Source organism: Bradyrhizobium sediminis (assembly GCF_018736105.1).
Taxonomy (GTDB): domain Bacteria; phylum Pseudomonadota; class Alphaproteobacteria; order Rhizobiales; family Xanthobacteraceae; genus Bradyrhizobium.
In genome coordinates this window covers 5,402,184-5,425,449 of sequence record NZ_CP076135.1, presented here as the reverse complement: position 1 = coordinate 5,425,449, position 23,266 = coordinate 5,402,184, and the positions used below count along the sequence as shown (strand labels likewise).

The window sequence follows — 23,266 nt, the reverse complement described above, 5'->3', positions numbered from 1 at the left end:
AGGAGAGCAACCAATGCCCTATGTCGACGGCTTCATCGTCGCGGTTCCCAGGAAGAACCTCGCGGCCTATCGCAAGATGTCCACCAAATGCGGCAAGGTCTGGCGCGAACACGGCGCGCTGGACTACCGCGAATGGGTCGCCGAAGACGTCAAGGTCGGCAAACTCACCTCGTTCCCGCGCGCGGTCAAGCTGAAGCCCAACGAGACCGTGATCTTCTCCTGGATCACCTACAAGTCGCGCGCCCAGCGCGACAAGGTCAACGCCAAGGTGATGGCCGATCCGCGGCTCAAGAACATGATGGACCCGAAGTCGTTGCCGTTCGACGGCAAGCGGATGATCTATGGTGGGTTCGCAAGCCTGGTCAAAGTCTGAGTCGCGTACCGCCGCGCGGAATTCTCAAGACTGCGGATAACTTGCCGCCCGCGCTGGACGAGTGCTGCGACGGCAAGATACTTACGACTCATCGACCGCGCACAAGAGCAAGAACCGTTGCGGTCCAAGGCGTCGGCGTGAGCATACAGGTTGCTATTCTGAAGGTATTGGCCAGTCACGACAGCGGTCGAACCACGCTCGCCTCACTCAAGAGAGACATCGTCATCCTCACGGCAAGCGGCGCAGACTGGAGCGCGCGGATGAGGCGTCTTGCCTCACGGGTGCCCGCGATCGATATTTTCGGTTGCGGTCATGTGCTGCGCGACGCTGAAGGATGGCAGATCACCGAGGCCGGCCGGCAATTCCTGGCCGCGCTCGAAGCCGTGACCCAGGATAACCTGCCGCCGGTATCGCCACGGCGTCCGGCTGATATCGCCGGGGCGGCCGGACCGCCGCAAGGCGCGCTGATCGTGATCGGCCACCGATTCAAGAGCCGGATCGACCGGCGCCACGGAGCGGCCTCGCAGGATGCCAAGGCGCTTCCGGGCCAGCGGGATGTCCGCTCGCGGGAAGAAAACGCGTCGAAATGAGGTAACGGGCGCGCCTATGCGGCGGCGGACCCGGTCTGCTCGCCGGCGATGGCGCGATCGATCGCGTCGATCAAGGCCTGGATCTCGATGAATTTGATCCGCGCCCGCTCCGCCTTGTCGCGGTCGAACGGGGCGGCCAGCGTCTTGGCAAAGGCATCGCGGTCATCGGCCATCCGCTCGCGCGCCTTCTTCAGCGTCTCCAGTCGCTCGGTCATGTGGGTTTCGCCTTCTGTCGGTCAGGAATTGCCGCCAATGGAGCTGGCGCTCCACGTTCGATGAAGATGGGCAATTTTGCTTCGTCGTAGTGCTATCACACTGGAGCCCTCCATGCGCTCCCAGTCGGTAAATCTGCCTGCGATATTGCGCTCCGCCTCGCGGGCAGTTGCCCGACGCGTCCGCGCTCGATTGGCCTCAAATCCGGTTGTCACCAGAATGGTGACATGATATGATTTCAATATGCAGGTGATCGCCCGCCGGACGCTGAGGGAGTTTTGGGCGCGTTACCCGCATGCCGAGGGCCCGATCCGCGCCTGGGTGGCGATTGCAGTGAAAGCGCGCTGGGCAAATCCGGCCGAGATAAAGCGGCAGTTTGGCGGCTCCGTCGACTTCGTAGGCGACAATCGGGTCATCTTTGATCTGGGCGGCAACAAATATCGGCTGGTCGTCCACGTGTCATTTTCCTTCGGCCGCTTGCTCGTGAAGTTCATCGGTACTCACGCCGAGTACGACCGCATCGATCCGGAGACCGTGTCATGGCGAAAAAAATGATCCGTCCGCTTCACTCCGAAGCGGACTACGACGTCGCGCTGAACGAGATCGAGCGGTACTTCGAGAACGAACCGAAGCCCGGGACGCCGGAGGCCGATCGTTTTGATCTTCTCGCATTGATCATCGAGGACTACGAGCGCAAGCGCTGGCCAATCGAACCGCCCGATACGATCGACGCGATCCGTTACCGGATGGAGACCGGCGGCTATACGCAAGCCGATCTCGGCCGACTGCTCGGCTCGCGCCAGCGCGCATCCGACATCCTGACGAGGAAGCGTCCCCTCACGATGAGGATGGCCTGGCGGCTGCACCGCGAGTGGGGCATACCGGCGGAAGCATTGATCGCACCGCCGCGATCGCGCGGGAGGAGGTCGGCAGCATAGGCGTTTCGGCTGGTGGAAATCGGCGCTGATTGACGCCAATACCGCATCTCGTACTGGCGCACCCGACACGATTCGAACGTGTGACCTTTGCCTTCGGAGGGCAACGCTCTATCCAGCTGAGCTACGGGTGCGTTGCGGTCCATTTAGCCGATTGGCCGGGCAGGGGCAACGGCCCTGCGAGGGGGCTGGCCGGGCGCCGGGCAAAGCCGGCAAAAGGCGGAAGCCGCGGCTTCAAATCGGGCCGGGTGCGGCGCAAAAGCACGTGCCGGGCGCAAGCGGGGCCTTGGCCGCCGTTTCTCCCGAATAATCGGCTTTTGATGCGGCTCTATCGGCCGCCCGGGATATCCGACGCCGACCCCTGCACCCGCTACTGCCGCGGGCGGCCGGCGCTTCCGATCCCAAATGGCTCGCCGTCAGCGCGGGGCGGTTATACATTGTCCGTCAAACAAAGGCGGGTGTCGCCGATGGACGGGCCAAGCTCGACATTTGCATGGGGAAACGTATCCGAGGATTTCGCACTGTTCAGAACGCTCAGTTCCGAACAGCGGCGCAAGGCTATCCGCGCCATGGTCCGCCAGGATCTGGTGCGCGGGCAGATGCTGGTGGCGCAAGGCGCGCCCTCGGACGCCCTGTTCGTGGTGCTGCACGGCGCGCTGGCGGTGCGCAAGATCGGCGATGCCGCGCCGATTGCCGAGCTTCGCGCCGGCGAATTGGTCGGCGAGATCGGCTTCTTCGCCAATATCCCGCGCACCGCCAATGTAATTGCGATTCGCGACACCAGCGTTCTGGTGCTGACACGCGCGGCCTATCAGGAACTTGCCGAAGAAGCGCCGGCCATCGTCGAAGCGCTGCTGGCGGTGCTGGCGCTGCGCTTCGCCAGGGAGACGGCGCGGCTCATCCCGGTTCGCGCGTCGCCGAAGGCGCGAACGGTGGCGTTCGTTCAGGGCGGATACGCGCCTGCGCCGGACGCGTTCGATCGCCGGATGCGCGACGGACTGGCCGCGGCCGATGCCGAGATCGTCGATCCCGACCGGCTTGCCGTCATGTTTCCCGGACGGGCTCTGGATGCGCCTGAGGTCACCGACTGGCTCAACAAGATCGAACAGACCGCGCCACTGGTGGCTTATCTCGATGGTGGTGAAGACTCGGCCTGGACGCGCAAGGCGATCCGCCAGGCCGACCTGGTCGTCTTCGTATGCCACGGCAAGGCGCCCGCCGCCGGCGTGCCGACGGATGTCGAAGCCTTCGCCTGCGAAGTACATAGCGAAGCAGCCCGCCGCCTCGTTCGCGTCCACGACCGGCGCAGCGGCGAGGTCAGCGGCACCGCGGCCTGGCTCGCCCGCCTGCCGAGCTTCATGCATCACCACGTCGCGCTCGAGGATCAGGTCGATATCGACAGCCTGGTCCGGTTCCTGTCCGGCCGTGCGGTCGGCTTCGTCGCCGCCGGCGGCGGCAGTTTCGGATCGGCCCATGTCGGCATCTACAAGGCGTTCCGCGAGCGCGGCGTCGTTTTCGACATCTTCGTCGGCACCAGCGTCGGCTCGGCGATGGCGGCCGGTTTCGCCAAGAATCACGAGGCCGAGCATCTGGAACGCGGCACGCACGAGATCTTCGTCAGAAGCCGCAGCTTCCGGCGGCCGACCTGGCCGCGTTATGCCCTGCTGGACCACAAGGCCTTCGATCGCGCGCTCGCCGATCAATACGGCGCCGACTGCCGGATCGAGGATTGCTGGCGGCCATTCGCGGCGGTCGCGACCAATCTTTCCACCCACAATCTCGAACTGATCCGGTCGGGGTTGCTGTGGCAGGCGGTGCGAGCCTCGAGCGCGATCCCCGGGCTGTTGCCGCCGTTCTACACGGCGGAGGGCGCGATGCTGGTCGACGGCTGCCTGATCGACAATGTGCCGCTCGCGCAGATGCATCAATTGAAGAGCGGTCCCAATCTGGTGGTGCATTTCGGCGACCCCGCGGCCGAGATGTTCGACGTCGAATATGCCGCGCTGCCCGGGCGGTTCGAGCTGGTCATGGCGATGCTGACGCCGTTCCGCAAGAAGCTGCTGCCGGCGGCGCCGAGCGCGATCAACGTGCTGTGGCGAAGCCTGGTGGCGCATCAGCGTTACGATATGCTGCCGGCCGCGCCGCTCGATCATGTGATGCGGCCGCCGCTTTCGCCCGAGATCGGCGTGACGGAATTCGAACGCCATACCGAGATTTTCGACGCGGCCTACCACTGGGCCCGGGAAGCCATCGCCGCGCTGGAGGCGGAGGGCGATGCGGCCATCGCCGCCATCCTCGCCACCGCCAGGCCGGCAACCAAACGCTGAAATCCACACAGGTCTTCATCCACCAAGCTCCGGCTGCGTCAGCGCCGATTGCCACGCTCCCGGCCATGTCCTGGTGTAAGACCTGCGCGACCTGGAACCCGGCGACGACGATCCCATGACCTCCTCCAACATCGAACCATTGGCCCGCGAAATGACCGAGCGGATCTGCCGGCGGAGCGCCATGCCGGAGGCCGATATTCCGCGCTGGGTCGATCTGCACTGGCCCTGCGCGGCCGCGATGCTGGAGGCCGGCGTCATGGATGAGACAGGCGAATGGGTCGAGGACAAGGACGTCCGGCTGGGGCTGGAGGCCTATCGCGAGCGGTTGCTGGGACCGAAGTGAGGGAACCGGCGCGGCGTCGGGGCTGCCCCCGCCGAAGCGGTTGATTGCGCCAAATCAATGATCGGCAGCGATCTCCTGACAATCTAATACTAATGCAGTCATCCTTCGAGACGGCCGCTTCGCGGCCTCCTCAGGATGAGGTTTAACTTGTTGATACACAACGACCTCATGCTGAGGAGCGAGCATCGCGAGCGTCTCGAAGCATGGGCAACAAGCGACTCACTGACCATTAATAGTGAGCACTGGTCAGCGTCATGGTCCGTCAGCCGATGAAAGGCCCGAACGGCTTGTATCTGGAATCATTCATCGATCTTGCCGGCGATGCGGTGGTTCTTGCCGCGGGCGGACTTTTGATCGGAATGCTGTTCGGCGCTTTCGCGCTAGCGAGCAAATTCTGTCTGCGATCCGCCGTGATCGAATTCTCACATGGGCTGTTCGGCTCGAAGTTCTCGATCTGGCTATTGACGTTCTCTGCCGCCGTTGCCGGCACCAATGCGTTGATCGCCTTCGGGCTGCTCGATGTTTCCGGCGCCCGCCAGCTCGCCGCGCGAGGCAGCCTCTCCGGCAGCCTGATCGGCGGCGTGCTGTTCGGCGCCGGCATGATCCTGGCGCGCGGTTGCGCGAGCCGCCTGTTGGTTCTGTCGGCGACCGGAAATCTGCGCGCGCTCATTTCCGGGCTGGTCCTCACCATCGTCGGCCAGGCCTCGCTGCGAGGGTTCCTGTCGCCGGTCCGGGAAGCGCTGTCCGAACTATGGACCGTGCAGGGCGGCCCTTCGCGCAGCCTGCTTGCAATCGTCGACGCCGGCGCGGTGTTGGGCCTGCTTCTGGGCATGCTTGGGCTCGGCGGCGCGCTATGGCTGGCGCGGCGCGCCCGGGTCGGCGTTCTTGCCGGCGCCAGCGCCGTGGGCGTCGGCCTCGCCGTTGCGGCGGGTTGGCTTCTGACGTTTCGCGTCTCGCAAACCTCATTCAATCTGGTTCAGGTCAAGAGCATCAGTTTCATCGGGCCATCGGCCGACACGCTGATGGGACTGATCAATTCACCGTCCTTGCAACTGGGGTTCGATGTCGGTCTGGTTCCCGGGGTGTTCGCCGGTTCGCTGTTTGCCGCGTTGCTGGCGGGCGAATGGAAGATGCAGGGATTTCAGGATGGACCGAGCATGAGCCGCTACCTGTTCGGCGCGGCGCTAATGGGCTTCGGCGGCATGCTGGCCGGCGGATGCGCCGTCGGCGCCGGCGTCACCGGCGGGGCGATCTTTGCCCTGACCTCCTGGGTGGCCCTTGCCGCGATGTGGGCCGGCGCATTGCTGACGAATTATCTGGTCGACGAACGATCCGTCCGTTCGACCAACCCCCGCGAGATCGTCAGCGCCTCTTGATGGATTCGAGGCTGATTGACCGGCCTGGGGCCGTCGGGGCGATACCCCGATTGTCCCGCCCGATGCAGCCTGTACACTGCCCCTTGAGGAAATCGCGCAGGCCAAAGCCGCGCATCAAGGAGAGAAGTTCATGCGTCCGCTCGAATTCGGCTGGTACCTTCCCACACATGGCGACACCACGGCCTATGGCGTGCCCGAGGCCCAGGTGCCGGGATCTCCGGACTTGTGCGACCGCGTGGTGCAGGCCGCGGAGAAGGCGGGCTTCGAATATCTGCTGATCCCGGTCGGCTCGGTGTGCTGGGAGGCCTGGATCACCGGCGCGTTCATGGCGGCGCGTTCGTCGAAGATCAAGCCGCTGATCGCGGCCCGGCCCGGCTACATCAATCCGGTGCTGCTGGCCAAGATGATCTCGACCTTCGACCAGATGTCGGGCGGGCGCATCTGCATCAACCTGATTGCGGGCCAGAACGAAAGCGAGGTCGAAGGCGAGGGCGTGCGCTACGCCAAGGAAGAGCGCTACGCGCTGATGGAGGAGGAAGTCTCGATCCTGAAGGCGCTGTGGACCACGCGCGGTCCGGTGCATTTCGAAGGCAAATTCCACACGCTGTCCGGCGCGCATATCCGGCCGCGGCCGCTGCAGCAGCCGTTCCCGAAATTCTATCTCGGCGGCGGCTCGCGGCAGGCGTGGGAAATGTCGGCGAAGCATTCCGACGTGCATTTGTTCTGGGGCGACCTGCCGGACCGGATCGCCGACAACATCGCCGAGATCAGGCACATGGCCCGCGCCCATGGCCGCGACCAGACAATCGGATTCGGCATGCGGCTGCAGGTGATCTGCCGCGAAGATGAAGCCGATGCGTGGGAGGCCGCCGATGTGCTGGTGCGTGACGCGACCGAGCGGCAGAAGCAGGAGATGAAAACGCTCTACAACAAGTCGGAAGCCAACCGGCGCGTGCAGGAACTCGCCCGCGAGCATGGCGACCTCCTGATGCCGCATCTATGGACCGGCATCACCAAGGTGCGGCCCGGCGCCGGCATCGCGGTGGTCGGCAATCCCGCCCAATGCGCCGCGACGCTGCAGCAATTCATCGACGCCGGCTGTCATTCGTTCTGCCTGTCCGGCTATCTGCACGACGAAGAGGCCGAGCGCTTCGGGCGGCTGATCCGCCCGATCCTCGCCGCGAACAACCGCGGCCGGCTTGCGGCATAGGGGAGCCAGGGCTTCAAGGCCAGTCAGGCTGCGAAGGCCTTGCCGGGTTCCCCTTAACAAATGTTGCCGCAGGGCGGACCGCAGGGTTGATCGATGTCAAAGCGGGAACAACAAGGGTTGGGCATTCATATTCCATGCCGTTTTACAGATTCCAGGTCTGCGATCCGATCAACCCCATTGATGGCCATGGCCACGATGGGGCGGTTTTGGCCGACGATATCGATGCCCTGCTGTTTGCCGCCGGCGTCGTTCAAAGGCTGGTCCAGGAGCATCCGGCGGTTCCCAGGACCTGGGCGATCAGGATCACCGAGGACGCGCGCCAGGTGAGCGTTCTCCCGTTCGAGGCTGGCCTGAAGGTTCTGCTGAGGCCGAACTGGGTCCGCGACCAGCCGGCTGAATCGCACGAAGCCTGGCGCTGAGGCGCGCTCCCCGGACCGACGGGCTATGCCGGCACGATCACCTTGCCGATCGGCCACAGCGCGATGCCGGCGAGTTTGACATGCGCCCAGGCGAAGGGGATGCCGATGATGGTTACCGCGAGGATGACCGCGGTGACGATATGTCCGAGCGCCAGCCACCAGCCTGCCAGCAACAGCCAGATCAGGTTGCCGATCACGCCGAGCGGTCCGGTGCCGATGTCGGACTGGCCGGTGACTTCATCGCGACGGACCGCCTTGGAGCCGAACGGCAGCAGGGTATAGACGGCGATATTGAACGCGGCCCTTGCCCAGGGCAGGCCGATGATGGTGATGGCCATGACGACGGCGGCGATCATCCAGCCCGCAGCCATCCATGCGCCGCCGAGCAGAATCCAGAAGATGTTCAGGAGGAGGGAAACGGGCTGCATGCGGATTCCTCGATGTGAGCGCGTCGCGGGGAATGGTACTGCAACCCTATGACGATAGGCCCGACAATCAAGCCGATTTACGGCTAATCCGCGATCTGGACCTCGCCCTCGATTTCCACCGGCATCCCGAACGGCAGTTCGGCCATGCCGACCGCGCTGCGGGCGTGGGCGCCGGCCTCGGGTCCCCAGAGTTCGAGGATGAGATCGGAGAAGCCGTTGATGACGGCGGGTTGCTGGACGAAGCCGGGCGCCGAATTGACCATGCCGAAAATGCGCACCCAATGCGTAACGCGGTCGAGCTCGCCGAGCGCGCGCTTGAGATAGCCCAGCATCGATAATGCCGTGAGCCTTGCGGCGGCATAGCCCTGTTCGATGGTCAGCTCGCGGCCGACCTTGCCGAGCGGCTGCGCCAGCGGTCCCTCGGGGCTCTGCGGCCCGTGCCCGGCAAGGACGGCGCGGTTGCCGATTCTGCGCACATTGACGAAAGGCAGGACAATTCCGGGCGGCGGAGCGAAGGCCGGCGGCAGCACCAGGCCGAGAGCGTTGAGACGGGATTCGATGTTGGCCATGGCGAGAACTCGCTTGCGTGAAATGGATACATCTCAATCATACTGGCCCGAAAAAGCGAACTGTCGTCTTGTCATCGCCGCGAAATATTTCCTTGATAAGGCTTTCACGTAAAGCGGCAGGAGACGTACTTGCGCGATGCTCGAATTCGTTGAAGAGCTTTGGCGGCGAGGCGTTCGCTTCGATGCCGGATCGGGAGAGGGGTCTGCGCAATTTTGGGCTTCTCGCTTGCCTTGGCAGGCAAAGCATCCTGCTGCCGATAGTCAGCCAGAAAGCTCCCATCCCTCGAAACTCTCGGGGACGCCGGGAGATGGCCTTTACAATAACATATGCGCAACGACGTCTGGTCAGGGGTCGTTGGCCGACAGGAAAACGACGCTTGAGGCACTCGTTCGTGGCAACCTGAAAATAGATGGTTTCCCCATCTTTTCGGAAGGCGAAGCGACCGCGTTCGTCGAAAATGTCCGGGGCTGTGGTTCCGATCAGGCCTTGCGTGAATTGGTCGATATCCTCGCAGGCAAATGCGGTTTGCTGGAATCTGCGCTGCTTCAGGGCATGCGAGCGAACGCCAATCTGGTCTGATGCTAGCGAACCGGGCCCCCACGCCTGATCGCGTGGAGGCCCGATCATTCAATCGAAAGCGGGCGTTTCCGGCTCGAGGGCGATCGTCAAGTTCTTGCGATTTGGGATATTTACGCCGCCCCGTTTGGTCCCGCGTTCGATATTGATCCAGCGCTCGGCAATCGCCTCTGGCAGTTCCATTCCGTCGGGCAAAGACAGCCAGATCCGCATCAGATGACGCTTCCTTTCGGGGGAATCCGGCCAGTCCTTGAAACTGGTCCGCGAATGGAACACCACATGGTTGTGGACGAACTGGAAGTCGCCGGGCTCGAAGGGTATGTGCAGCGAGAATTCCGGATCATTGCAGAGATCGAGAAACAGACGAAACGCTTCCCATTGTTCTTCCGTCGTTTTCGGGGCGTCTTCGAATCTGGTCGCGGACTCGACGTAGTTCTTCAGCGGCGCATATCCAACCAACGAATTCTTGTGCCAGCTGAAAACCGGGATACGCATCCAGGGATGTTTCCCCGCTGGAATCTCGCCGCGGCGGTCGACGGTGAGGGGATCATAGAGCGCGTGGCAGAGTTCCGGCCGGCGGCGAAGCATCTCGTCGTGAACGGAGGCGGCGCTGACCAGCGCGCTTTGGCCGCCTTCCATCGCCGTATTGATGCAGACCAGGCCGACCACGTCACACGCGTCGGAGTGAAATTGCAGTTCGGTGGAGGTTTGGGTGAGGCGTTTGTTGACGTCGTCAACCGGGGTGCCGATATCGATCACGTGCCCCAGCAGATGGCCGTTACGATTCTGGGCCACCGGATCGCCCACATGAAGAGACAGCCCCCAGTAGATGCGGGTCAATGTTTCACGGTCGTACTTTCGAACCGGAAGCCCGCGAAGATAGGCAAAGCCGAAATTCGCAAGGATATCCTGGCGCATCAGCTGGATCTTTTCGGTAAGCCCGGAAAGGGGAAAATCATCCTTCGCTATATCGATGATGTCCAACCCGCGTGCGCGCGAAACCGCGACCGCAGCCTCGAGTTCGGCGATGTCTTCATCGCTCAGCCGATGGATCCAGCGCTCGTCCTTCTGCAGGTCGGCTGACTTCCAGGCAAACGGACCGCCCACCGGGCCAGGGGCATATTCCGTCTTTTTCGTTTTTTCCACTACGTCCAACATTGGCTATCCTTCGCTGTTTGAGGTTCTTGTTATTTCGGCAACAGTGCGTTGACTTCGGCTTCCATTCGAACCATCGCGTCCTTCGGGGCGGCCCTCAACGCGACCACGGACTCGAGATTGTCGGTGATGACGTCGATAATCTTCACGCTGTTGTCGCCGGGGAATCCGACCCACGCGGTGGCCCGCGGCAATTGCTGCAGGCTGGTGCGCGCGTTGGGAGCTTTGGCGTAGTAGTCGCCAAGCATCGCCGGCGTATCGATCGCGATCTGGTTGCTGGGGATGTAGCCGGTGAGGCGCGCCATAGTGGTCTGCGCCCGTGCGCCACTCAGGTATTTCATGTATGCCCAGGCGGCCTTCTGCTTGTCCTTGTCCTTGGCAAACAACATCGCGGTTGCACCGCCCGACACGATCTTGGTGTCCAGCCGAGGTGTGGGGAACGGCGCAGTGCGCAGCTCAAATTTCGACCCAATCTGCTTGGTGACCAGGGTCAGCTCGGCAGACGATGAAAACTGCATGCCCAGCATGCCCGCCGTGAAGTCCTGGCGGCCCTGTTCGCGGGTGTAGTTCGGCATCTTCGCGCGCGCGCTGAAATCGTGCAGCGCGGTCAGCGCCCTCATGCCCTCGGGGGAATTGAATGCTGCTTTCTTTTTGTCCTCCGTCAGCAGTTTGCCGCCATTCGTGAAAAGCAGCGCCTGCCACAGATAATTGCCGGTGGTCTGCCAATGGATGAACATGCTCTTGGTGTCGCCACCAAGCTTGTTGATCTTTTCACTGAGGGCCAGGACGTCGTCCCAGGTCTTCGGCAGATTGTCCGGATCCCCGCCGGCGCGTTTGACAATGTCGATGTTGTAATAGGCGATCGGCGTCGACAGGGCGAAGGGCATGCCATACTGCTTGCCATCGACCTGACTGGTCGCAAGCATTCCTGGAATGTAGCCCTGCTTGGCCCAATCCTTTTCATCGCTGATAAACTGATCGAGGGGCTGGGCGAGGGCGCGGTCCACCACAACCCCCATCAGGTTGGTGCCGCAGAAGGCCACGTCCGGAACCGAACCGGCTACCGCACCGCGCAGGACGGCGGTGACGACTTCCTCGTAAGATTTAGCCGGTGCAAGCAGGTTCACCTTGATGCCGGGGTTCTCGGCCATGAACTCCCTGGCGATCGTCTCGTGCGTCTCCTTGAATAGCCAGGGCAGTCCGTAGAGAACATTGATCTCGGTGGCGGCCGACGCGCTGCCACCAATCAGGGTCGCCACAAGGGCACCGAGGAAAAATCTGAACATGAATGTATCCTTTGCTTTGGGGGTTACCGGGCTGCACCCAGCGACACGCCTTGCAGGAAGCGCTTCTGGGCAACGAGAAATGCAATGATCATGGGGAGTGCGATGATGACCGCGCCGGCCATGAGAGCTCCGTAATCGGAACCGGCTTCTTCGCTCTGGAAGAGCATCACGCCATAGGGCGGCGTAGCCATGCTGACCGAGCGCACAACCACGGACGGCCACAGCAGATCGTTCCAGTGACGAACGAACGAGAAGATGCTGAAGGCGCCGATTGCCGGTAGCGCCATCGGCAGCATGATACGGAGAAGGATTTCACCTTCGCCTAGTCCGTCCAGCCGGGCCGCCTCGATGATCTCATCGGGCACTTTCATGAAGACCTGGCGAACCAGAAAGATGCCAAGGACCGAGACTGTCCATGGCAGCACGAGTGCGGTGTAGCTGTCGATCAGCCCGGCGCTGCTGACCATCAGGAAAAGCGGCAATGACAGCACGGTCGACGGAACCATCATCCCGATGATGACCAGTGCGAAAAGCGTCGTGCGGCCCGGAAAGGACAGCTTGGCCAGGGCATAGGAGCATGGGACCAGGATAACCAGCTGACAGAGCAGGATGGCCGTGCAGACGATCAGACCGTTCCACAGGAACAGCATCAGCGGCATCTGGGTCAGCGCCAATCCATAGTTCCGGGCCGCAGCCCATGTCTGGGGCAACAGATGCAGGTCCTTGGTGAATATCTCCTCGGGCGCGCGAACCGATACCGCAATCGCCCATACAAACGGCGCCAGGATCAGAAGCGCGCCGGCGCAGAGCACCAGATGGCGCAGCAGTTCGGTGAAGGCTGCGCGGATCTTCATGTGTAATGCACCCGGCGGCTGACATATCTGAACTGGGTGGCGCTAAAGACCAGCAGTATCAGCAGAAAGGCGACGGTCACCGTTGCCGCATAGCTGGTGCGGAAGAACACGAAGCCTTCCTGGTAGATTGTATAGAGCAGCAGCTGGGTCGACTTCTGGGGGCCGCCCTGAGTCAGGATCGCCACCGTTTCGAAGGCCTGAAACGCGTGGATGCCGGCGGTGATCACGAGAAACAACGTCATCGGACCGAGCTGGGGCCACACGACAAGCCAGAATCGATCCCATGAACCGCCGGCGCCATCGATCTTGGCTGCATCCATCAGGCTCTGAGGCACATCCCGCAGGGCAGCCATATAGAAAATGGTGTTGAAGCCGATGCGCTCCCACACACCGATCATTGCCAGGGTTGGCAGCGCCCAGTTGGAGTCCTTGAGCCAGTTCGGGCCGGAGACATCGATGGCGCGGAGCATCTGGTTGAACAGACCGCTGGTGGGATGCAGCAGCATTTGCCAGGCCACGGCCGCGGCAGCCAGGGTCGCTATGGTCGGCAGAAAGTAGATGGTGCGGTAGAAGTTCTGGCCGATCCGGCTGCCGGCGATCAACAGCGCCACGGCCAGCCCGATCCCGACCGTCAGCGGTGCAACGGTGGCGACATAGATCAGCGTATTGAAGAGCGCGGTCTGGAATTGGCGGTCCGAAAGCAATTCGATGAAATTACTCAGACCGACAAAGGCTATCCGTGAAGATCCCATTTGCCAGTTGGTGAAGGCGATCACCACAACCGCGATCAGCGGCACGATGATCAGGCAGACCAGCAGGATCGACGCCGGCAAAACCATCGACACGGCTGCCCACCGCCGATCGCGCTTTGCACGGCTCACCGCGCGGGTGCGCGTTGGTGGGGCGATCGCGAGGCTATGCATAGGAGGGGACCGGCTGGCGGCCGTGATGCAACGTCAGGCGGTCTCCCGTGTCATCGAAGAGCAATACTTTCTGGGGATCCAATTTGAGGCCCACACTGTCGCCGCGGTAAGGCAGGTGGCTTTGCTCGCCGTTCATCCGGACGATGAGAGGGTGGCCAAGCCCCTTGAGCTGAACGTGTACAAGACTTTCGGGCCCCAGATTCTCGACAGCGACAACCTCGCCGACAGGAACGTTGCCGTGGATGCCGCGTGTCAACACGATGTGTTCCGGGCGAATGGCTGCAGTCACCGGCTGGCCGGCATGGGCAAGAGCGCCATTCAAGGGACAAAGCGGCTGGTTCTTGAACAGGAGCCAGCCATCCGGTCCGATGTGAGTATCGATGCTGTTGATTTTCGGAGTGCCGACGAATTGTGCGACGTCCAGCGACGCCGGATTGTCGTAGAGTTCTCCGGGTGTAGCGACCTGGGCCACCCTGCCGTTGAGGATGACGGCGATCCGGTCGGACATCGTCATGGCCTCCGACTGATCGTGGGTGACGAAGATGAAGGTCGCGCCGGATTGTCTGTGAAGGGCCGTCAGCTCCATCCGCATATGGACGCGAAGCTGCGCATCGAGATTGGAAAGAGGTTCGTCCAGCAGCAGGATCCGGGGGTTTCTCACCATCGCGCGGCCGAGCGCGACCCGCTGGCGCTGACCGCCCGACAACTGCGAAGGAAGGCGGTTCAGCAAGCTGCCGATCTGGAGGCTGTCGGCCACCCGCCCGACGTCGGCGCCGATCTGCCTTCGCACCTCTCTCGCAGTTCGACTGATGCCGAAGCGTCCGGCCATCCGCTGCAACCGCGTGAGCCGCCGCATCGTTAGCGGCAGGCCAATATTCTGAGCGACGGTCAAATGCGGATAGAGCGCGTAGTTCTGGAAAACCATGGCAAGATTTCGGTCCTTGGCGTCCGTACCAAGGATCGAAATGTCATCCGCCAGCACATCGCCCTGATCGGGCGATTCCAGTCCGGCGATAATGCGTAACAGCGTTGTCTTGCCACAGCCGGAGGGGCCGAGCAGGGTGATAAATTCCCCGCGCTCCACTCTCAAGTCGACCGCACGCAGAACCTGCGTCGGGCCGAACGATTTCGTGAGTTGAACGATGTTGAGTTGCGACACGCCGTCACCTGATTGAGGTTTTGGCGGTGTTAGTCCGACGCGGTGACAGGCATGTGTATTGTTTGTTGCAAGTATAAGACAATCACTTTCGTGCCGAAAAATTCGATGCAAGTGGATCCGTCGCGGCGCGATTGGCTTAGACCAGTTGCAATTTCGAGCTGATGTCGCTAGTTGCAAAAAGGCCCAGCTGGCGTGACAAATACCGGGCCCAAAATACCAGGGTTACGGGAGGCAAGCAGTACCGCGTCGTCCCGGGAATTTCGATCGTTACCAACGCGACAGGGTCAGGCTCCCAGCGTTGTCAGCCGGCACTTGGCATCATCATGAGCGAACAGCAAGAGATCCAACGACGGTCAGATCATGAAGACCGCAGTATCTATCTTCACATCGTGCGGCAGCTCCAGCAGCAAATCCGCACCTCCTACAATGCGGGCGACCGATTGCCGTCGGAGCGCGCCCTGGCACTTGAGTTCAAGGTGCACCGGAACACAATCCGGCGGGCGATCGAAGCGCTGAACAGGGCGGGCACGATTTCGACGGCCTGGGGCGCCCGAAGTGTCGTGACGAAGAAGCGGCTCAATCATCGTATCACCTTCAATACGAGCTTCACCGCGTCCGCACTGGCAGCGGGCGTTATTCCAAGAACTGAATTGATTTCGGCCACGGAACTCCCCTCCCGCGCCTCGCTCCAGATTTGCCGTCGCGTTCTGCAAAGGGACGCAACCGGTGAGATCACCACCGTTCGGTTTGTGAATGATGAGCCGGTCTGCTGGATCCGTCATCTGCTGTTCGGGCTTGATGCACAGCGGCTCATGGAGGGCTTCAGTGGAGCGTCCGTCCACGAATGGATGCGCGAGAAAGTCGGCGCTAGCCCCCAGCGGATTGAGACCACTGTCGGGGCTGATCGTGCAACGAGCATCGATTGCAAGATGCTGCGGGTTTCCCGCGGGGCCTCGATCCTTTACTCGCACAGCGTCAATAATGATCCGCGAACGCAGGAATTGATGGAATTGTCGATCACTCGCTTCAGGAGTGAGTCCGCTGAATTGAGACTGACGCTGTAGAGAGAGGCGCCCCGAAACGGGAGGAATCCGTGACTTCGTGGTGAGGCAAGCGCCGCCCCGCCGGGCCGGCAATTGCGATGCAGGCTCATCTCGTCCGTGATAAAATATATCGCATGTTCCCCTTTGCGATGGAGGCGCCGATGTCCATGCGTATGCTGATCGTGCTGGCCGCGATGGGCGTGCTGCTGCAAACCGGCGTCGGCCGCGCCGACGCCATCGACGGCGACTGGTGCAGCACCGACGGATTGCGGATGTCGATCCGCGCCGAGAAGATCATCACGCCGGGCGGCAAGCAAATCGACGGCAATTACAGCCGCCATGCTTTCGACTATGTCGTTCCGGCGGGCGAAAATGGTTCGGGCGAAGTCGTGAGCATCATCCTGCGCAGCGAATATCTCGCGCTGTCGCGCCAGGGGGCCGCCGATGCGCCGATGCGGGAATGGCATCGCTGCAAGGAGACCATCAGCCGGGCGCCTTCCGGAAACGTTCTGGGTGCGCCGGCTTGAGTCGCTGGCGTCCGTGAATGCCGTCCAATGAATGCGGGCTAGCCGGCAACGCCGGTCGAGGCATTCGGCTCGATCGTGGCGCGCAGTCCGCCGAGTTCCGACGTATCCAGCCGCAACGTCCAATCATAGGCTTCGACGACGTCCTGGACGATGGCAAGGCCGAGCCCGGCGCCGCCGCGCTCGTCGAGCCGTCCGCCGCGGGCGAGGACGGTTGGCCGGACCGCTTCGGGAATGCCGGCGCCGTCGTCCTCAACGGTGATGCCGCGGCCGTCAGCGGTGGCTGCGATCCGGACCCGGTTGCGGGCATGGCGCGTTGCGTTCTCGAGCAGATTGCCCAGCACCTCGGCGAGATCGGCGCGCTCGAACGGCACCGTCACCTCATCCGTCATCGCGATCTCGCAGGCGATCCGGGCGCCGTCCGGCGTCCGCGCCAGCGTCGCGACCAGTGAGCGAACCAGCGGCGCCAGCCTTGTCGATGCATCCGGCCGCGAACGTCCGGCACCGTGCAGCCGGGCCCGTGCTAGTTCGCGGTCGACATGACGGCGCATGGTCCCGATCACCTCATCGATGCCGTCGGCGACGGCCGACTGTCCCGTTTCGCGCAGGCGGCCGGCATCGGCGGCGAGAGCGGCAAGCGGCGTCTTCAGGCCATGGGCAAGATCGGCGGCGCGGTGGCGGGAACGCTCGACTTCCTCGGCGCGCGCAGCCAGCAGTGCGTTGACCTCGTCGACCAGCGGCCGGACTTCGTCGGGCACGGCGGCTGCGAGCCGCCGGTCACGGCCGGCGCGGATATTCGCCACGCCGCGCCTGAGGATGTCGAGCGGCCGCAGCCCAAGCCCGACCTGTATAGCGGTCGCCGCCGCCAGCACGACCCCGAGCAGGCCGAGCGCCGTCGCAAGGTCGGCGGCGAAAGCGCTCGTCGCCGCCGCGACATGCGCGGCGTCGATCGCGACCGCGACCGTGACCGGCGCATCGCGCCCGTTGATGTTGAGCCGGACCCGGCGTTCGGCAAGCAGAACCCGGCCGTTGCCGGGGCCGGTCGCTTCGTGGCGATGCACTTCGCCGGCGGCGGGCTCGTCCTTCGGCAGCAGCAATGATGAATCCCACAGCGAGCGCGAGCGCAGAGTCTGGCCGCGGTCGTCGGCGATTTGCCAATACAATCCCGACAGCGGTTCGGAAAACCGCGGATCGACGGGGCCATTGGTGACAACCATGCGCCCGTCGGCGTCGACGTCGAGGCCGGCCAGCAGCTTCTTGAGATGGACATCGAGATCCTGGGAGACGGTGCGGCCGACATGGCGCTCGAACAACAGCGTCAGGCCGAGGCCGGCCAGCGCCAGTGCAAGCACGATCGCGGCGATGCCGCCGGCGACGAGGCGCAGCCGCAGCGAATTCCAGCTCATCCGGCCGGCTCCGGAATCAGGTAGCCGAAGCCGCGCCGGGTCTCGATGAGATCGATGCCAAGCTTGCGGCGCAGGCGGCCGACCAGAACCTCGATGGCGTTGGAATCGTGGGCGTCGTCGGTGCCATGGATGTTTTCGCTGAGTTCGAGCTGCGACACGACGCGGCCGCGCTGGTGGACCAGATAGGCCATCACGCGATATTCCAGCGCCGACAGGTTGATCGGTACGCCGCGCACGCTGACCTTCATCTGGCGCTCGTCGAGGGTGAGATCGCCGATCGTCACCACGGAGGAGGCCCGGCCGGCCGAGCGGCGCAGGACGGAGCGCAGCCGCGCCAGCAGTTCCTCCATCTGAAACGGCTTTGGCAGATAGTCGTCGGCGCCGGCATCGATGCCATCGACGCGCTCGCTCCAGCTGCCGCGCGCCGTGAGAATCAGAACAGGCGTGGTGCGGCCGCTTGCGCGCCAGCGCTTGAGTACGGCCAGTCCGTCCATGCCGGGCAATCCCAGGTCCAGAATGATCGCGGCATAGTCCTCGGTATCGCCGCGGAACCAGGCGTCCTCGCCCTTGCTTTCGCGATCGACCACATAGCCAGCCGCCACCAGCGCGCGCTCGACCTCGGCGGCGATCCTGCGGTCATCCTCGACGAGCAGCACGCGCATCATTTCTCCCGGGTGCGGCCGATCTCGCCGGTGGCCGCATCGACGTAGACCTCGAGAAGGTGTCCTTGCGCGCCGACGATCCGCAATTCGTACATCAGCCGCCCGCCCTTGCGCTCGATCTTCACGCTTGCGACCTCGCCGGGAAGCTTGTCACGCACCATCTGCAGGATTTCGGCAAGCGGCTTGATTTCGCCGCGCTCGACGGCTCGCCGCGCCACGTCATGGTCGTGGCCGTCGTCTGCCCGCGCGCCGGCCGCGAACGCCGCAACTGCCGACAGCAGGCAAATAGCCAATCCCTTCGAACGCAAGCCCATGGCTGCACTCAATTCCTTTCGACAGCATCCTTGCATGGGCCGGCTGACAATTCGCTGACATCGGCCAACAGGTCGTTGTCAGCGGTGCCGGCCGATAGTGCCCCCGTCGCTGGCCGGATAGGCGGCCGGGACACAAGCCCAGGAGATACCCCATGCGCAAAACCATCCTACTTGGCGCCCTCATTACCCTGTTCGGCGCCGGAGCGCTGGCGCAGGCCAAGGACATCACGGAGATCGGAAGCACCAGCGAGGCTACCCGGTCTGCCGGAGAACACGCACATGAGCGCCACCATGAATCCCGCAGGGACCACCACGGCGCCCGTCGCGGCCATCACGACGAAGCCCGCGAACGCCACGATGAGCGGCGGGACCACGATCGGCGCCACTGACCATCATCGAAAATACCAATACCGATGGGACGCTGACCGGTCGATGACATGGATCAAAAGCACCTATCGGATCGATCCCCCTTTTCAGCGCTGCCAGCAGGCAGGCGCCCACCACGGAGACTTTCCATGACCAAGATCGCAATGCTCGCTGCCGCTGCCCTGCTTGCCACGGCAACGTTCGCCAACGCCGGCAGCCTCGGGCGGCCCTGCACGTCGGCGCCGCAGAGCCAGTGGCTCTCCCTCGACGCGCTCCAGGCCAAGATCGAGGCGCAGGGCTATAAGGTTCAGAAGGCAAAGCTGAAGGCCGCCTGCGGCGAGCTCTATACCATCGACAAGAACGGCAACCGCGTCGAGCTGTTTGTCGATCCGACTTCCGCCGCCATCGTCGGCCAGTTGTAACGGCCCGCGCCATGGCATTCACACATGACGCGATCGAAGCCGGCGGCGCAGTGCCGCCGGCAACGGTCAAGGTGTGGGACCCGTTCGTGCGGATGTTCCACTGGACGCTGTTGACGCTGTTCGTCATCGCCTTCGTCACCGGCGATGAGATCGAGGGCGTGCACATCGCCGCCGGCTACGGCATCGCCACTCTGCTGGCGCTTCGCCTGGCCTGGGGCGTCATCGGTCCACGCCACGCGCGGTTTTCCAGTTTCGTGCGGTCGCCGCGCGATGTGCTGGCCTACCTGCGGGATGTCGCGCGCCTCAAGGCGCCGCGCTATCTCGGCCACAATCCCGCCGGCGGCGCGATGATCGTAGCGCTGCTGGCGGCGCTGATCGGCACCGCTGTCACCGGTTACATGATGACGACGGACGCCTATTGGGGAGCCAAATGGGTCGAGAAGCTCCACGAGGCGCTCGCCCACGGCACGCTGGTGCTGGCCGGCCTGCATGTCCTGGGTGTCGCGGCTTCGAGCCTGTTGCACCGCGAGAATCTCGTGAAGGCGATGGTGACCGGCCGCAAACGGTCGTCGTGAGAGAGAGAGAGAGAGAGAGAGAGAAGAATTCCGGCGGCGCGGCAACCGCGCCGCCCGGACCCAATTGTTCATCACGAACCGCGGAATCTTCGTCGCTAGGCCACGGCCGCCGTCATCGGCGGCTGCGTACCGAACAGTTGCCGCACTTGCGGGGCGGGTTTGGCGGCGCTGAACAGGTAGCCCTGCATCTCGGTACAGCCCAGCGCGGAAAGCAGTTCCTTCTGCTCTGATGTTTCGACGCCTTCCGCCGTCGTCGTCATGTCGCGGGAGGCTGCGATGTTCACCACCGCCTGCACGATCGCCGATGAGCCGCCGATCTCCGTGATGTCGCTGACGAAGCAGCGGTCGATCTTGATCTTGTCGAACGGGAAGCGCTTCAGATAGCTCAGCGAGGAATAGCCGGTGCCGAAATCGTCCAGCGCGATGCGGACGCCGATGGCGCGGAGCTGATGCAGGATGGCGAGCGCGGTCTCGTCGTCGCGGATCAACACTGCCTCGGTGATCTCGAGCTCCAGCCGGCTCGCCTTCAGGCCGGAGGCCGCCAATGCGCTGGTGATCTTCAGCGCCAGCGTCGGGCACTTCAGTTGAACCGGCGAGACGTTGATGGCAACGCGGACGTGATCCGGCCAGATCGCCGCTTCGGCGCAGGCGGTGCGCAGCACCCATTCGCCGAGTTCGACGATCAGGCCGGTGTCTTCCGCGACCGGTACGAACTCGGCGGGAGAAATCATGCCGCGTTCCGGATGGCGCCAGCGCAGCAAGGCCTCGCAGCCGGTTACCTCGTTGCGGCGAAGATCGACAACGGGCTGATAGTGGATTTCGAAGCCGCCATCCGCGAGCGCCTGACGCAGGTCCTGCTCCATGGCAAGCCGCGCCTTGGCGCTGGCATCCATGGCCGGCTCGAAGAAGCGATAGGTCCGGCGTCCCCCGGCCTTGGCGCCATACATCGCCAGGTCGGCATTCTTGATGAGCTGATCCAGATCGGTGCCGTCCTGCGGCGCCATTGCAATGCCGATGCTGGCGTCGGTCGAAAGTTGGTGGCCGAGGCATTGATAGGGCTGCCGGATGGTCTCGTGAATGCGCGTCACGAACTCCACGACCTCGCGGGTGTTCCGGACGCCAGTCTGGATCACCGCGAATTCGTCGCCGCCGAGCCGCGCGATGAGATCGGTTTCCCTGATGCAGCTCCGGAGGCGGTTAGCCACGGCCTTCAGCAGCTCATCGCCGACATGATGTCCGAGCGAATCGTTGATGCCCTTGAATTCGTCGACGTCGATGTAGAGCAGTGCGAATTGCTCGCCGAGGCCGGTTCGCTGCAGTTCGCGTTCGATCTGTTCGCGAAACAGCACCCGGTTCGGCAGATCGGTCAGCGCGTCGTAATGCGCGAGGTGCGCGATCCTTTCGTCGGCGCGCCGCCGGTCGGTCACGTCGTCGACGACATTGACAAGGTATCGGGTCTCGCCGGCCTGATCGCGGATTCCAATGCGCGTTGAAGTCATGAAGCGGGGGCCCAGCGTCGAGCTCTGCCACGGGGTCGCGTCGAGGAACCAGCCGCCAGCTGACCGCAGGGCCTCCTCGTCGCGTGCCGTGACCGCATCGGCGACTGCCTTTGCAAATATGTCCGGCGCCGTTTTGCCGAGGATGGCGTCGCTCGAGAGGCCGAAATGAGTCTCGGCCACCCGGTTGACCAGAAGATAACGGCGATCGCGCACGTCCTTGACGGTGATCTGCGACGGTATGTTGTCGATGATCTGACGCAGGAACGCATGATTGCGGTCGCGCTCCTGTTCGAGGTTCCGGCGCTCCGTTATGTCTTCTATGGTCGCGACCCAGCCACCCTGCGTCAGCGGCTTGTTGACGATCAGATACGAACGGCCGGAGGTCTCCATGGTCATGTGCGTGATTTTGCCCTGCGCAACGTTGCGCATGATGTTCGTGCAAAATTCGTCGACGTCGCCGTCGAACGATCCCGTCGCCTGGCGGTGCCGGATCAGGTCGCGGAAGTGGCAGCCTGGCTTCACGACGTCGGTCGACAGTTCGTACATGTCGATGTAGCGCCGGTTGCAGAGGATGATGCGCGCCGATGCGTCATACAGCACGAGGCCCTGCGTCATGTTGTTCAGGGCGGTGTCGAGTTGCTGCTTCTGCAATTCCAGCCGCTGCTGCGAATCCCGGCCCTGCCGGGCCATCTGCCTGACGATCAGGAATAGAATGAGCGCGATCACCAGCGCCGACAGCACGGCGGCGGCGACGATCAGCCTGGTCTGCTCGCGCCAGTCGGCCAGCGCGGCGGCGACGGTCGTGGTCGCGACGACCACGATCGGCAAATGGTTCAAGGCGGCCGCCGAACCGAGCCGCGGCAGCCCGTCGACGGGGCTCTGCATCCGGTGGGTCTGGCGCCCGCCCTCGGTCAGAACCTTGTTGAGCAGCGGCGCCCCCTTGAATTTTTGCCCGATCATGTCGGCGATATGAGGATAGCGCGCCAGCATCGTCCCGTCGCGATGGAACATGGAGATGGCGGCGCCCTTGCCAAGCGCGACGGATGCGAAGAATTTCTCGAAATTGTCGGGGTCTATCCGTCTCGCCATCACGCCGAGAAAAACCCCGTTCGGCCCGGTGAGTCTGTGGGCGACGACAGTGGTCCAACTGCCGGTGAAAATGCGAACCGGCTCGGCCAGGGCAATTTTTGAGCCCGGATCCGATTTGAGGGTCTTGAAATAGGCCCGCTCGGCAATGCTGATGGCCGGCAGCGGCCAGACTCCCGATGAGTTGATCAGTGTCCCCCTGGCATCGAAGAGTTTGATTTCGCCGATAGGGGACAGCGTTCCGACTTTGGATCGCAACATCAGGTGCGCTTCGGGCGTCGACATTTGCCTCTCGAAAATTTCGGGCGAAGCGATCTCGGAAAATTGCAGTTGGGCGATCAGGTTGTTCGCGATGACATCGGCGTCTTCGAATTGCTGCTCGAAGTGCTGGGACAGCAGCAGCACGGTATTTTCGAGTTCGCGCTCGGTGTTGCCGAGGGCGCGCTCGCGGAATTCGCCGACCATCATCACCGTGCCGACGATGATTGCCGCGACCAGCAGGCCGCCGCACAGGATCAGCGAAAGGATCGGCCCACGTCGTATCGACGCGGCAAGAGCCGGCGACCCGATCGCCGCGGTGAACCCGTTCCACACGTTGGAAGCCAATTTGCGCATTCGCCAACCCCGGGGGG

Annotated in this window: 27 protein-coding genes and 1 tRNA gene; 15 read left to right on the top strand and 13 right to left on the bottom strand. The window is 63.3% G+C overall.

The window, feature by feature from the left end; all coding sequences use genetic code 11:
• Nucleotides 1-13: 13 nt before the first annotated feature.
• Nucleotides 14-373 carry a DUF1428 domain-containing protein gene (locus tag KMZ68_RS25805; RefSeq protein WP_215613893.1) on the top strand — a complete coding sequence of 120 codons (360 nt, stop codon included), beginning with the start codon at nucleotides 14-16 and terminating at the stop codon, nucleotides 371-373.
• Between the two features lie 41 nt (nucleotides 374-414).
• A complete protein-coding gene (locus KMZ68_RS25800; RefSeq protein ID WP_215613892.1) occupies nucleotides 415-963 on the top strand; it encodes a hypothetical protein in 549 nt (182 codons plus the stop codon).
• Nucleotides 964-977: 14 nt separating this feature from the next.
• Here KMZ68_RS25800 and KMZ68_RS25795 read toward each other — a convergent pair whose 3' ends face one another.
• Nucleotides 978-1,178, bottom strand: coding sequence for a hypothetical protein (locus KMZ68_RS25795; RefSeq protein WP_215613891.1), 201 nt, complete (start codon nucleotides 1,176-1,178; stop codon nucleotides 978-980).
• Nucleotides 1,179-1,419: 241 nt separating this feature from the next.
• On the opposite strand from KMZ68_RS25795, the gene KMZ68_RS25790 reads away from it, so the two are divergent.
• Nucleotides 1,420-1,731, top strand: a complete 312-nt coding sequence (locus KMZ68_RS25790; protein ID WP_215613890.1) for a type II toxin-antitoxin system HigB family toxin — start codon at nucleotides 1,420-1,422, stop codon at nucleotides 1,729-1,731.
• Nucleotides 1,716-2,114, top strand: a complete 399-nt coding sequence (locus tag KMZ68_RS25785) for a helix-turn-helix domain-containing protein (protein ID WP_215613889.1) — start codon at nucleotides 1,716-1,718, stop codon at nucleotides 2,112-2,114. Before KMZ68_RS25790 ends, KMZ68_RS25785 begins: the two co-directional genes overlap by 16 nt.
• Before the next feature lie 54 nt (nucleotides 2,115-2,168).
• On the opposite strand, the gene KMZ68_RS25780 is transcribed toward KMZ68_RS25785, so the two are convergent.
• Nucleotides 2,169-2,245, bottom strand: a tRNA-Arg gene (locus KMZ68_RS25780).
• Between the two features lie 435 nt (nucleotides 2,246-2,680).
• On the opposite strand from KMZ68_RS25780, the gene KMZ68_RS25775 reads away from it, so the two are divergent.
• The 5 genes from KMZ68_RS25775 to KMZ68_RS25755 all read left to right on the top strand — a co-directional run bounded on the left by KMZ68_RS25775 (nucleotide 2,681) and on the right by KMZ68_RS25755 (nucleotide 7,786).
• Nucleotides 2,681-4,438: a patatin-like phospholipase family protein gene (locus KMZ68_RS25775; protein ID WP_249779480.1), complete on the top strand. Its 1,758-nt coding sequence runs from the start codon at nucleotides 2,681-2,683 to the stop codon at nucleotides 4,436-4,438.
• Nucleotides 4,439-4,553: 115 nt separating this feature from the next.
• Nucleotides 4,554-4,781 (top strand): hypothetical protein, encoded by a 228-nt coding sequence (locus KMZ68_RS25770; RefSeq protein ID WP_249779479.1) that lies wholly within the window; start codon nucleotides 4,554-4,556, stop codon nucleotides 4,779-4,781.
• 254 nt (nucleotides 4,782-5,035) lie between these two features.
• The gene (locus KMZ68_RS25765) at nucleotides 5,036-6,157 is read left to right on the top strand and encodes a YeeE/YedE family protein (protein WP_249779478.1); all 1,122 of its coding nucleotides are present in this window, start codon (nucleotides 5,036-5,038) and stop codon (nucleotides 6,155-6,157) included.
• A gap of 130 nt (nucleotides 6,158-6,287) precedes the next feature.
• Nucleotides 6,288-7,367 (top strand): LLM class flavin-dependent oxidoreductase, encoded by a 1,080-nt coding sequence (locus KMZ68_RS25760; protein ID WP_215613887.1) that lies wholly within the window; start codon nucleotides 6,288-6,290, stop codon nucleotides 7,365-7,367.
• A gap of 134 nt (nucleotides 7,368-7,501) precedes the next feature.
• The gene (locus tag KMZ68_RS25755; protein ID WP_215613886.1) at nucleotides 7,502-7,786 is read left to right on the top strand and encodes a hypothetical protein; all 285 of its coding nucleotides are present in this window, start codon (nucleotides 7,502-7,504) and stop codon (nucleotides 7,784-7,786) included.
• 23 nt (nucleotides 7,787-7,809) lie between these two features.
• On the opposite strand, the gene KMZ68_RS25750 is transcribed toward KMZ68_RS25755, so the two are convergent.
• On the bottom strand, nucleotides 7,810-8,214 hold the full coding sequence (locus KMZ68_RS25750) for a YccF domain-containing protein (protein ID WP_215613885.1): 405 nt from the start codon (nucleotides 8,212-8,214) through the stop codon (nucleotides 7,810-7,812).
• Between the two features lie 83 nt (nucleotides 8,215-8,297).
• Nucleotides 8,298-8,783: a RidA family protein gene (locus KMZ68_RS25745; RefSeq protein WP_215613884.1), complete on the bottom strand. Its 486-nt coding sequence runs from the start codon at nucleotides 8,781-8,783 to the stop codon at nucleotides 8,298-8,300.
• Between the two features lie 136 nt (nucleotides 8,784-8,919).
• Here KMZ68_RS25745 and KMZ68_RS25740 point away from each other — a divergent pair, with 136 nt between their 5' ends.
• The gene (locus tag KMZ68_RS25740) at nucleotides 8,920-9,363 is read left to right on the top strand and encodes a hypothetical protein (RefSeq protein ID WP_215613883.1); all 444 of its coding nucleotides are present in this window, start codon (nucleotides 8,920-8,922) and stop codon (nucleotides 9,361-9,363) included.
• A 48-nt stretch (nucleotides 9,364-9,411) separates the two neighbouring features.
• Here KMZ68_RS25740 and KMZ68_RS25735 read toward each other — a convergent pair whose 3' ends face one another.
• From KMZ68_RS25735 to KMZ68_RS25715, 5 genes are read right to left on the bottom strand one after another with little or no spacing between them, the layout of a single operon-like run.
• The gene (locus tag KMZ68_RS25735; protein ID WP_215613882.1) at nucleotides 9,412-10,518 is read right to left on the bottom strand and encodes a TauD/TfdA family dioxygenase; all 1,107 of its coding nucleotides are present in this window, start codon (nucleotides 10,516-10,518) and stop codon (nucleotides 9,412-9,414) included.
• Nucleotides 10,519-10,547: 29 nt separating this feature from the next.
• The gene (locus tag KMZ68_RS25730) at nucleotides 10,548-11,801 is read right to left on the bottom strand and encodes an ABC transporter substrate-binding protein (RefSeq protein ID WP_215613881.1); all 1,254 of its coding nucleotides are present in this window, start codon (nucleotides 11,799-11,801) and stop codon (nucleotides 10,548-10,550) included.
• A 23-nt stretch (nucleotides 11,802-11,824) separates the two neighbouring features.
• Nucleotides 11,825-12,655 carry a carbohydrate ABC transporter permease gene (locus KMZ68_RS25725; RefSeq protein ID WP_215613880.1) on the bottom strand — a complete coding sequence of 277 codons (831 nt, stop codon included), beginning with the start codon at nucleotides 12,653-12,655 and terminating at the stop codon, nucleotides 11,825-11,827.
• On the bottom strand, nucleotides 12,652-13,578 hold the full coding sequence (locus tag KMZ68_RS25720; RefSeq protein WP_215613879.1) for a carbohydrate ABC transporter permease: 927 nt from the start codon (nucleotides 13,576-13,578) through the stop codon (nucleotides 12,652-12,654). The genes KMZ68_RS25725 and KMZ68_RS25720 overlap by 4 nt, the downstream gene beginning before the upstream one ends.
• Nucleotides 13,571-14,737, bottom strand: coding sequence for an ABC transporter ATP-binding protein (locus tag KMZ68_RS25715; protein WP_215613878.1), 1,167 nt, complete (start codon nucleotides 14,735-14,737; stop codon nucleotides 13,571-13,573). The genes KMZ68_RS25720 and KMZ68_RS25715 overlap by 8 nt, the downstream gene beginning before the upstream one ends.
• A gap of 323 nt (nucleotides 14,738-15,060) precedes the next feature.
• Between KMZ68_RS25715 and KMZ68_RS25710 the strand changes: the two genes are divergently transcribed.
• Both KMZ68_RS25710 and KMZ68_RS25705 read left to right on the top strand, forming a co-directional pair.
• Nucleotides 15,061-15,801, top strand: a complete 741-nt coding sequence (locus KMZ68_RS25710) for a GntR family transcriptional regulator (RefSeq protein ID WP_215613877.1) — start codon at nucleotides 15,061-15,063, stop codon at nucleotides 15,799-15,801.
• A 140-nt stretch (nucleotides 15,802-15,941) separates the two neighbouring features.
• Nucleotides 15,942-16,307, top strand: a complete 366-nt coding sequence (locus KMZ68_RS25705) for a hypothetical protein (protein ID WP_215604096.1) — start codon at nucleotides 15,942-15,944, stop codon at nucleotides 16,305-16,307.
• Nucleotides 16,308-16,345: 38 nt separating this feature from the next.
• On the opposite strand, the gene KMZ68_RS25700 is transcribed toward KMZ68_RS25705, so the two are convergent.
• Genes KMZ68_RS25700 through KMZ68_RS25690 form a run of 3 tightly spaced genes read right to left on the bottom strand, consistent with a single transcriptional unit; the run spans nucleotide 16,346 to nucleotide 18,686 of the window.
• Nucleotides 16,346-17,710, bottom strand: coding sequence for a sensor histidine kinase (locus KMZ68_RS25700; protein WP_215613876.1), 1,365 nt, complete (start codon nucleotides 17,708-17,710; stop codon nucleotides 16,346-16,348).
• Nucleotides 17,707-18,372 carry a response regulator transcription factor gene (locus tag KMZ68_RS25695; protein WP_215613875.1) on the bottom strand — a complete coding sequence of 222 codons (666 nt, stop codon included), beginning with the start codon at nucleotides 18,370-18,372 and terminating at the stop codon, nucleotides 17,707-17,709. The genes KMZ68_RS25700 and KMZ68_RS25695 overlap by 4 nt, the downstream gene beginning before the upstream one ends.
• Nucleotides 18,372-18,686 carry a PepSY domain-containing protein gene (locus KMZ68_RS25690; RefSeq protein ID WP_215613874.1) on the bottom strand — a complete coding sequence of 105 codons (315 nt, stop codon included), beginning with the start codon at nucleotides 18,684-18,686 and terminating at the stop codon, nucleotides 18,372-18,374. The genes KMZ68_RS25695 and KMZ68_RS25690 overlap by 1 nt, the downstream gene beginning before the upstream one ends.
• Before the next feature lie 152 nt (nucleotides 18,687-18,838).
• Here KMZ68_RS25690 and KMZ68_RS25685 point away from each other — a divergent pair, with 152 nt between their 5' ends.
• From KMZ68_RS25685 to KMZ68_RS25675, 3 genes are all read left to right on the top strand, one after another.
• The gene (locus KMZ68_RS25685) at nucleotides 18,839-19,075 is read left to right on the top strand and encodes a hypothetical protein (RefSeq protein ID WP_215613873.1); all 237 of its coding nucleotides are present in this window, start codon (nucleotides 18,839-18,841) and stop codon (nucleotides 19,073-19,075) included.
• A gap of 126 nt (nucleotides 19,076-19,201) precedes the next feature.
• Complete coding sequence (locus KMZ68_RS25680) at nucleotides 19,202-19,474, top strand: PepSY domain-containing protein (protein ID WP_215613872.1); 273 nt, start codon at nucleotides 19,202-19,204, stop codon at nucleotides 19,472-19,474.
• Nucleotides 19,475-19,485: 11 nt separating this feature from the next.
• Complete coding sequence (locus KMZ68_RS25675) at nucleotides 19,486-20,049, top strand: cytochrome b/b6 domain-containing protein (RefSeq protein ID WP_215613871.1); 564 nt, start codon at nucleotides 19,486-19,488, stop codon at nucleotides 20,047-20,049.
• A 95-nt stretch (nucleotides 20,050-20,144) separates the two neighbouring features.
• On the opposite strand, the gene KMZ68_RS25670 is transcribed toward KMZ68_RS25675, so the two are convergent.
• Nucleotides 20,145-23,249 carry a bifunctional diguanylate cyclase/phosphodiesterase gene (locus tag KMZ68_RS25670; protein ID WP_215613870.1) on the bottom strand — a complete coding sequence of 1,035 codons (3,105 nt, stop codon included), beginning with the start codon at nucleotides 23,247-23,249 and terminating at the stop codon, nucleotides 20,145-20,147.
• Nucleotides 23,250-23,266: the final 17 nt, after the last annotated feature.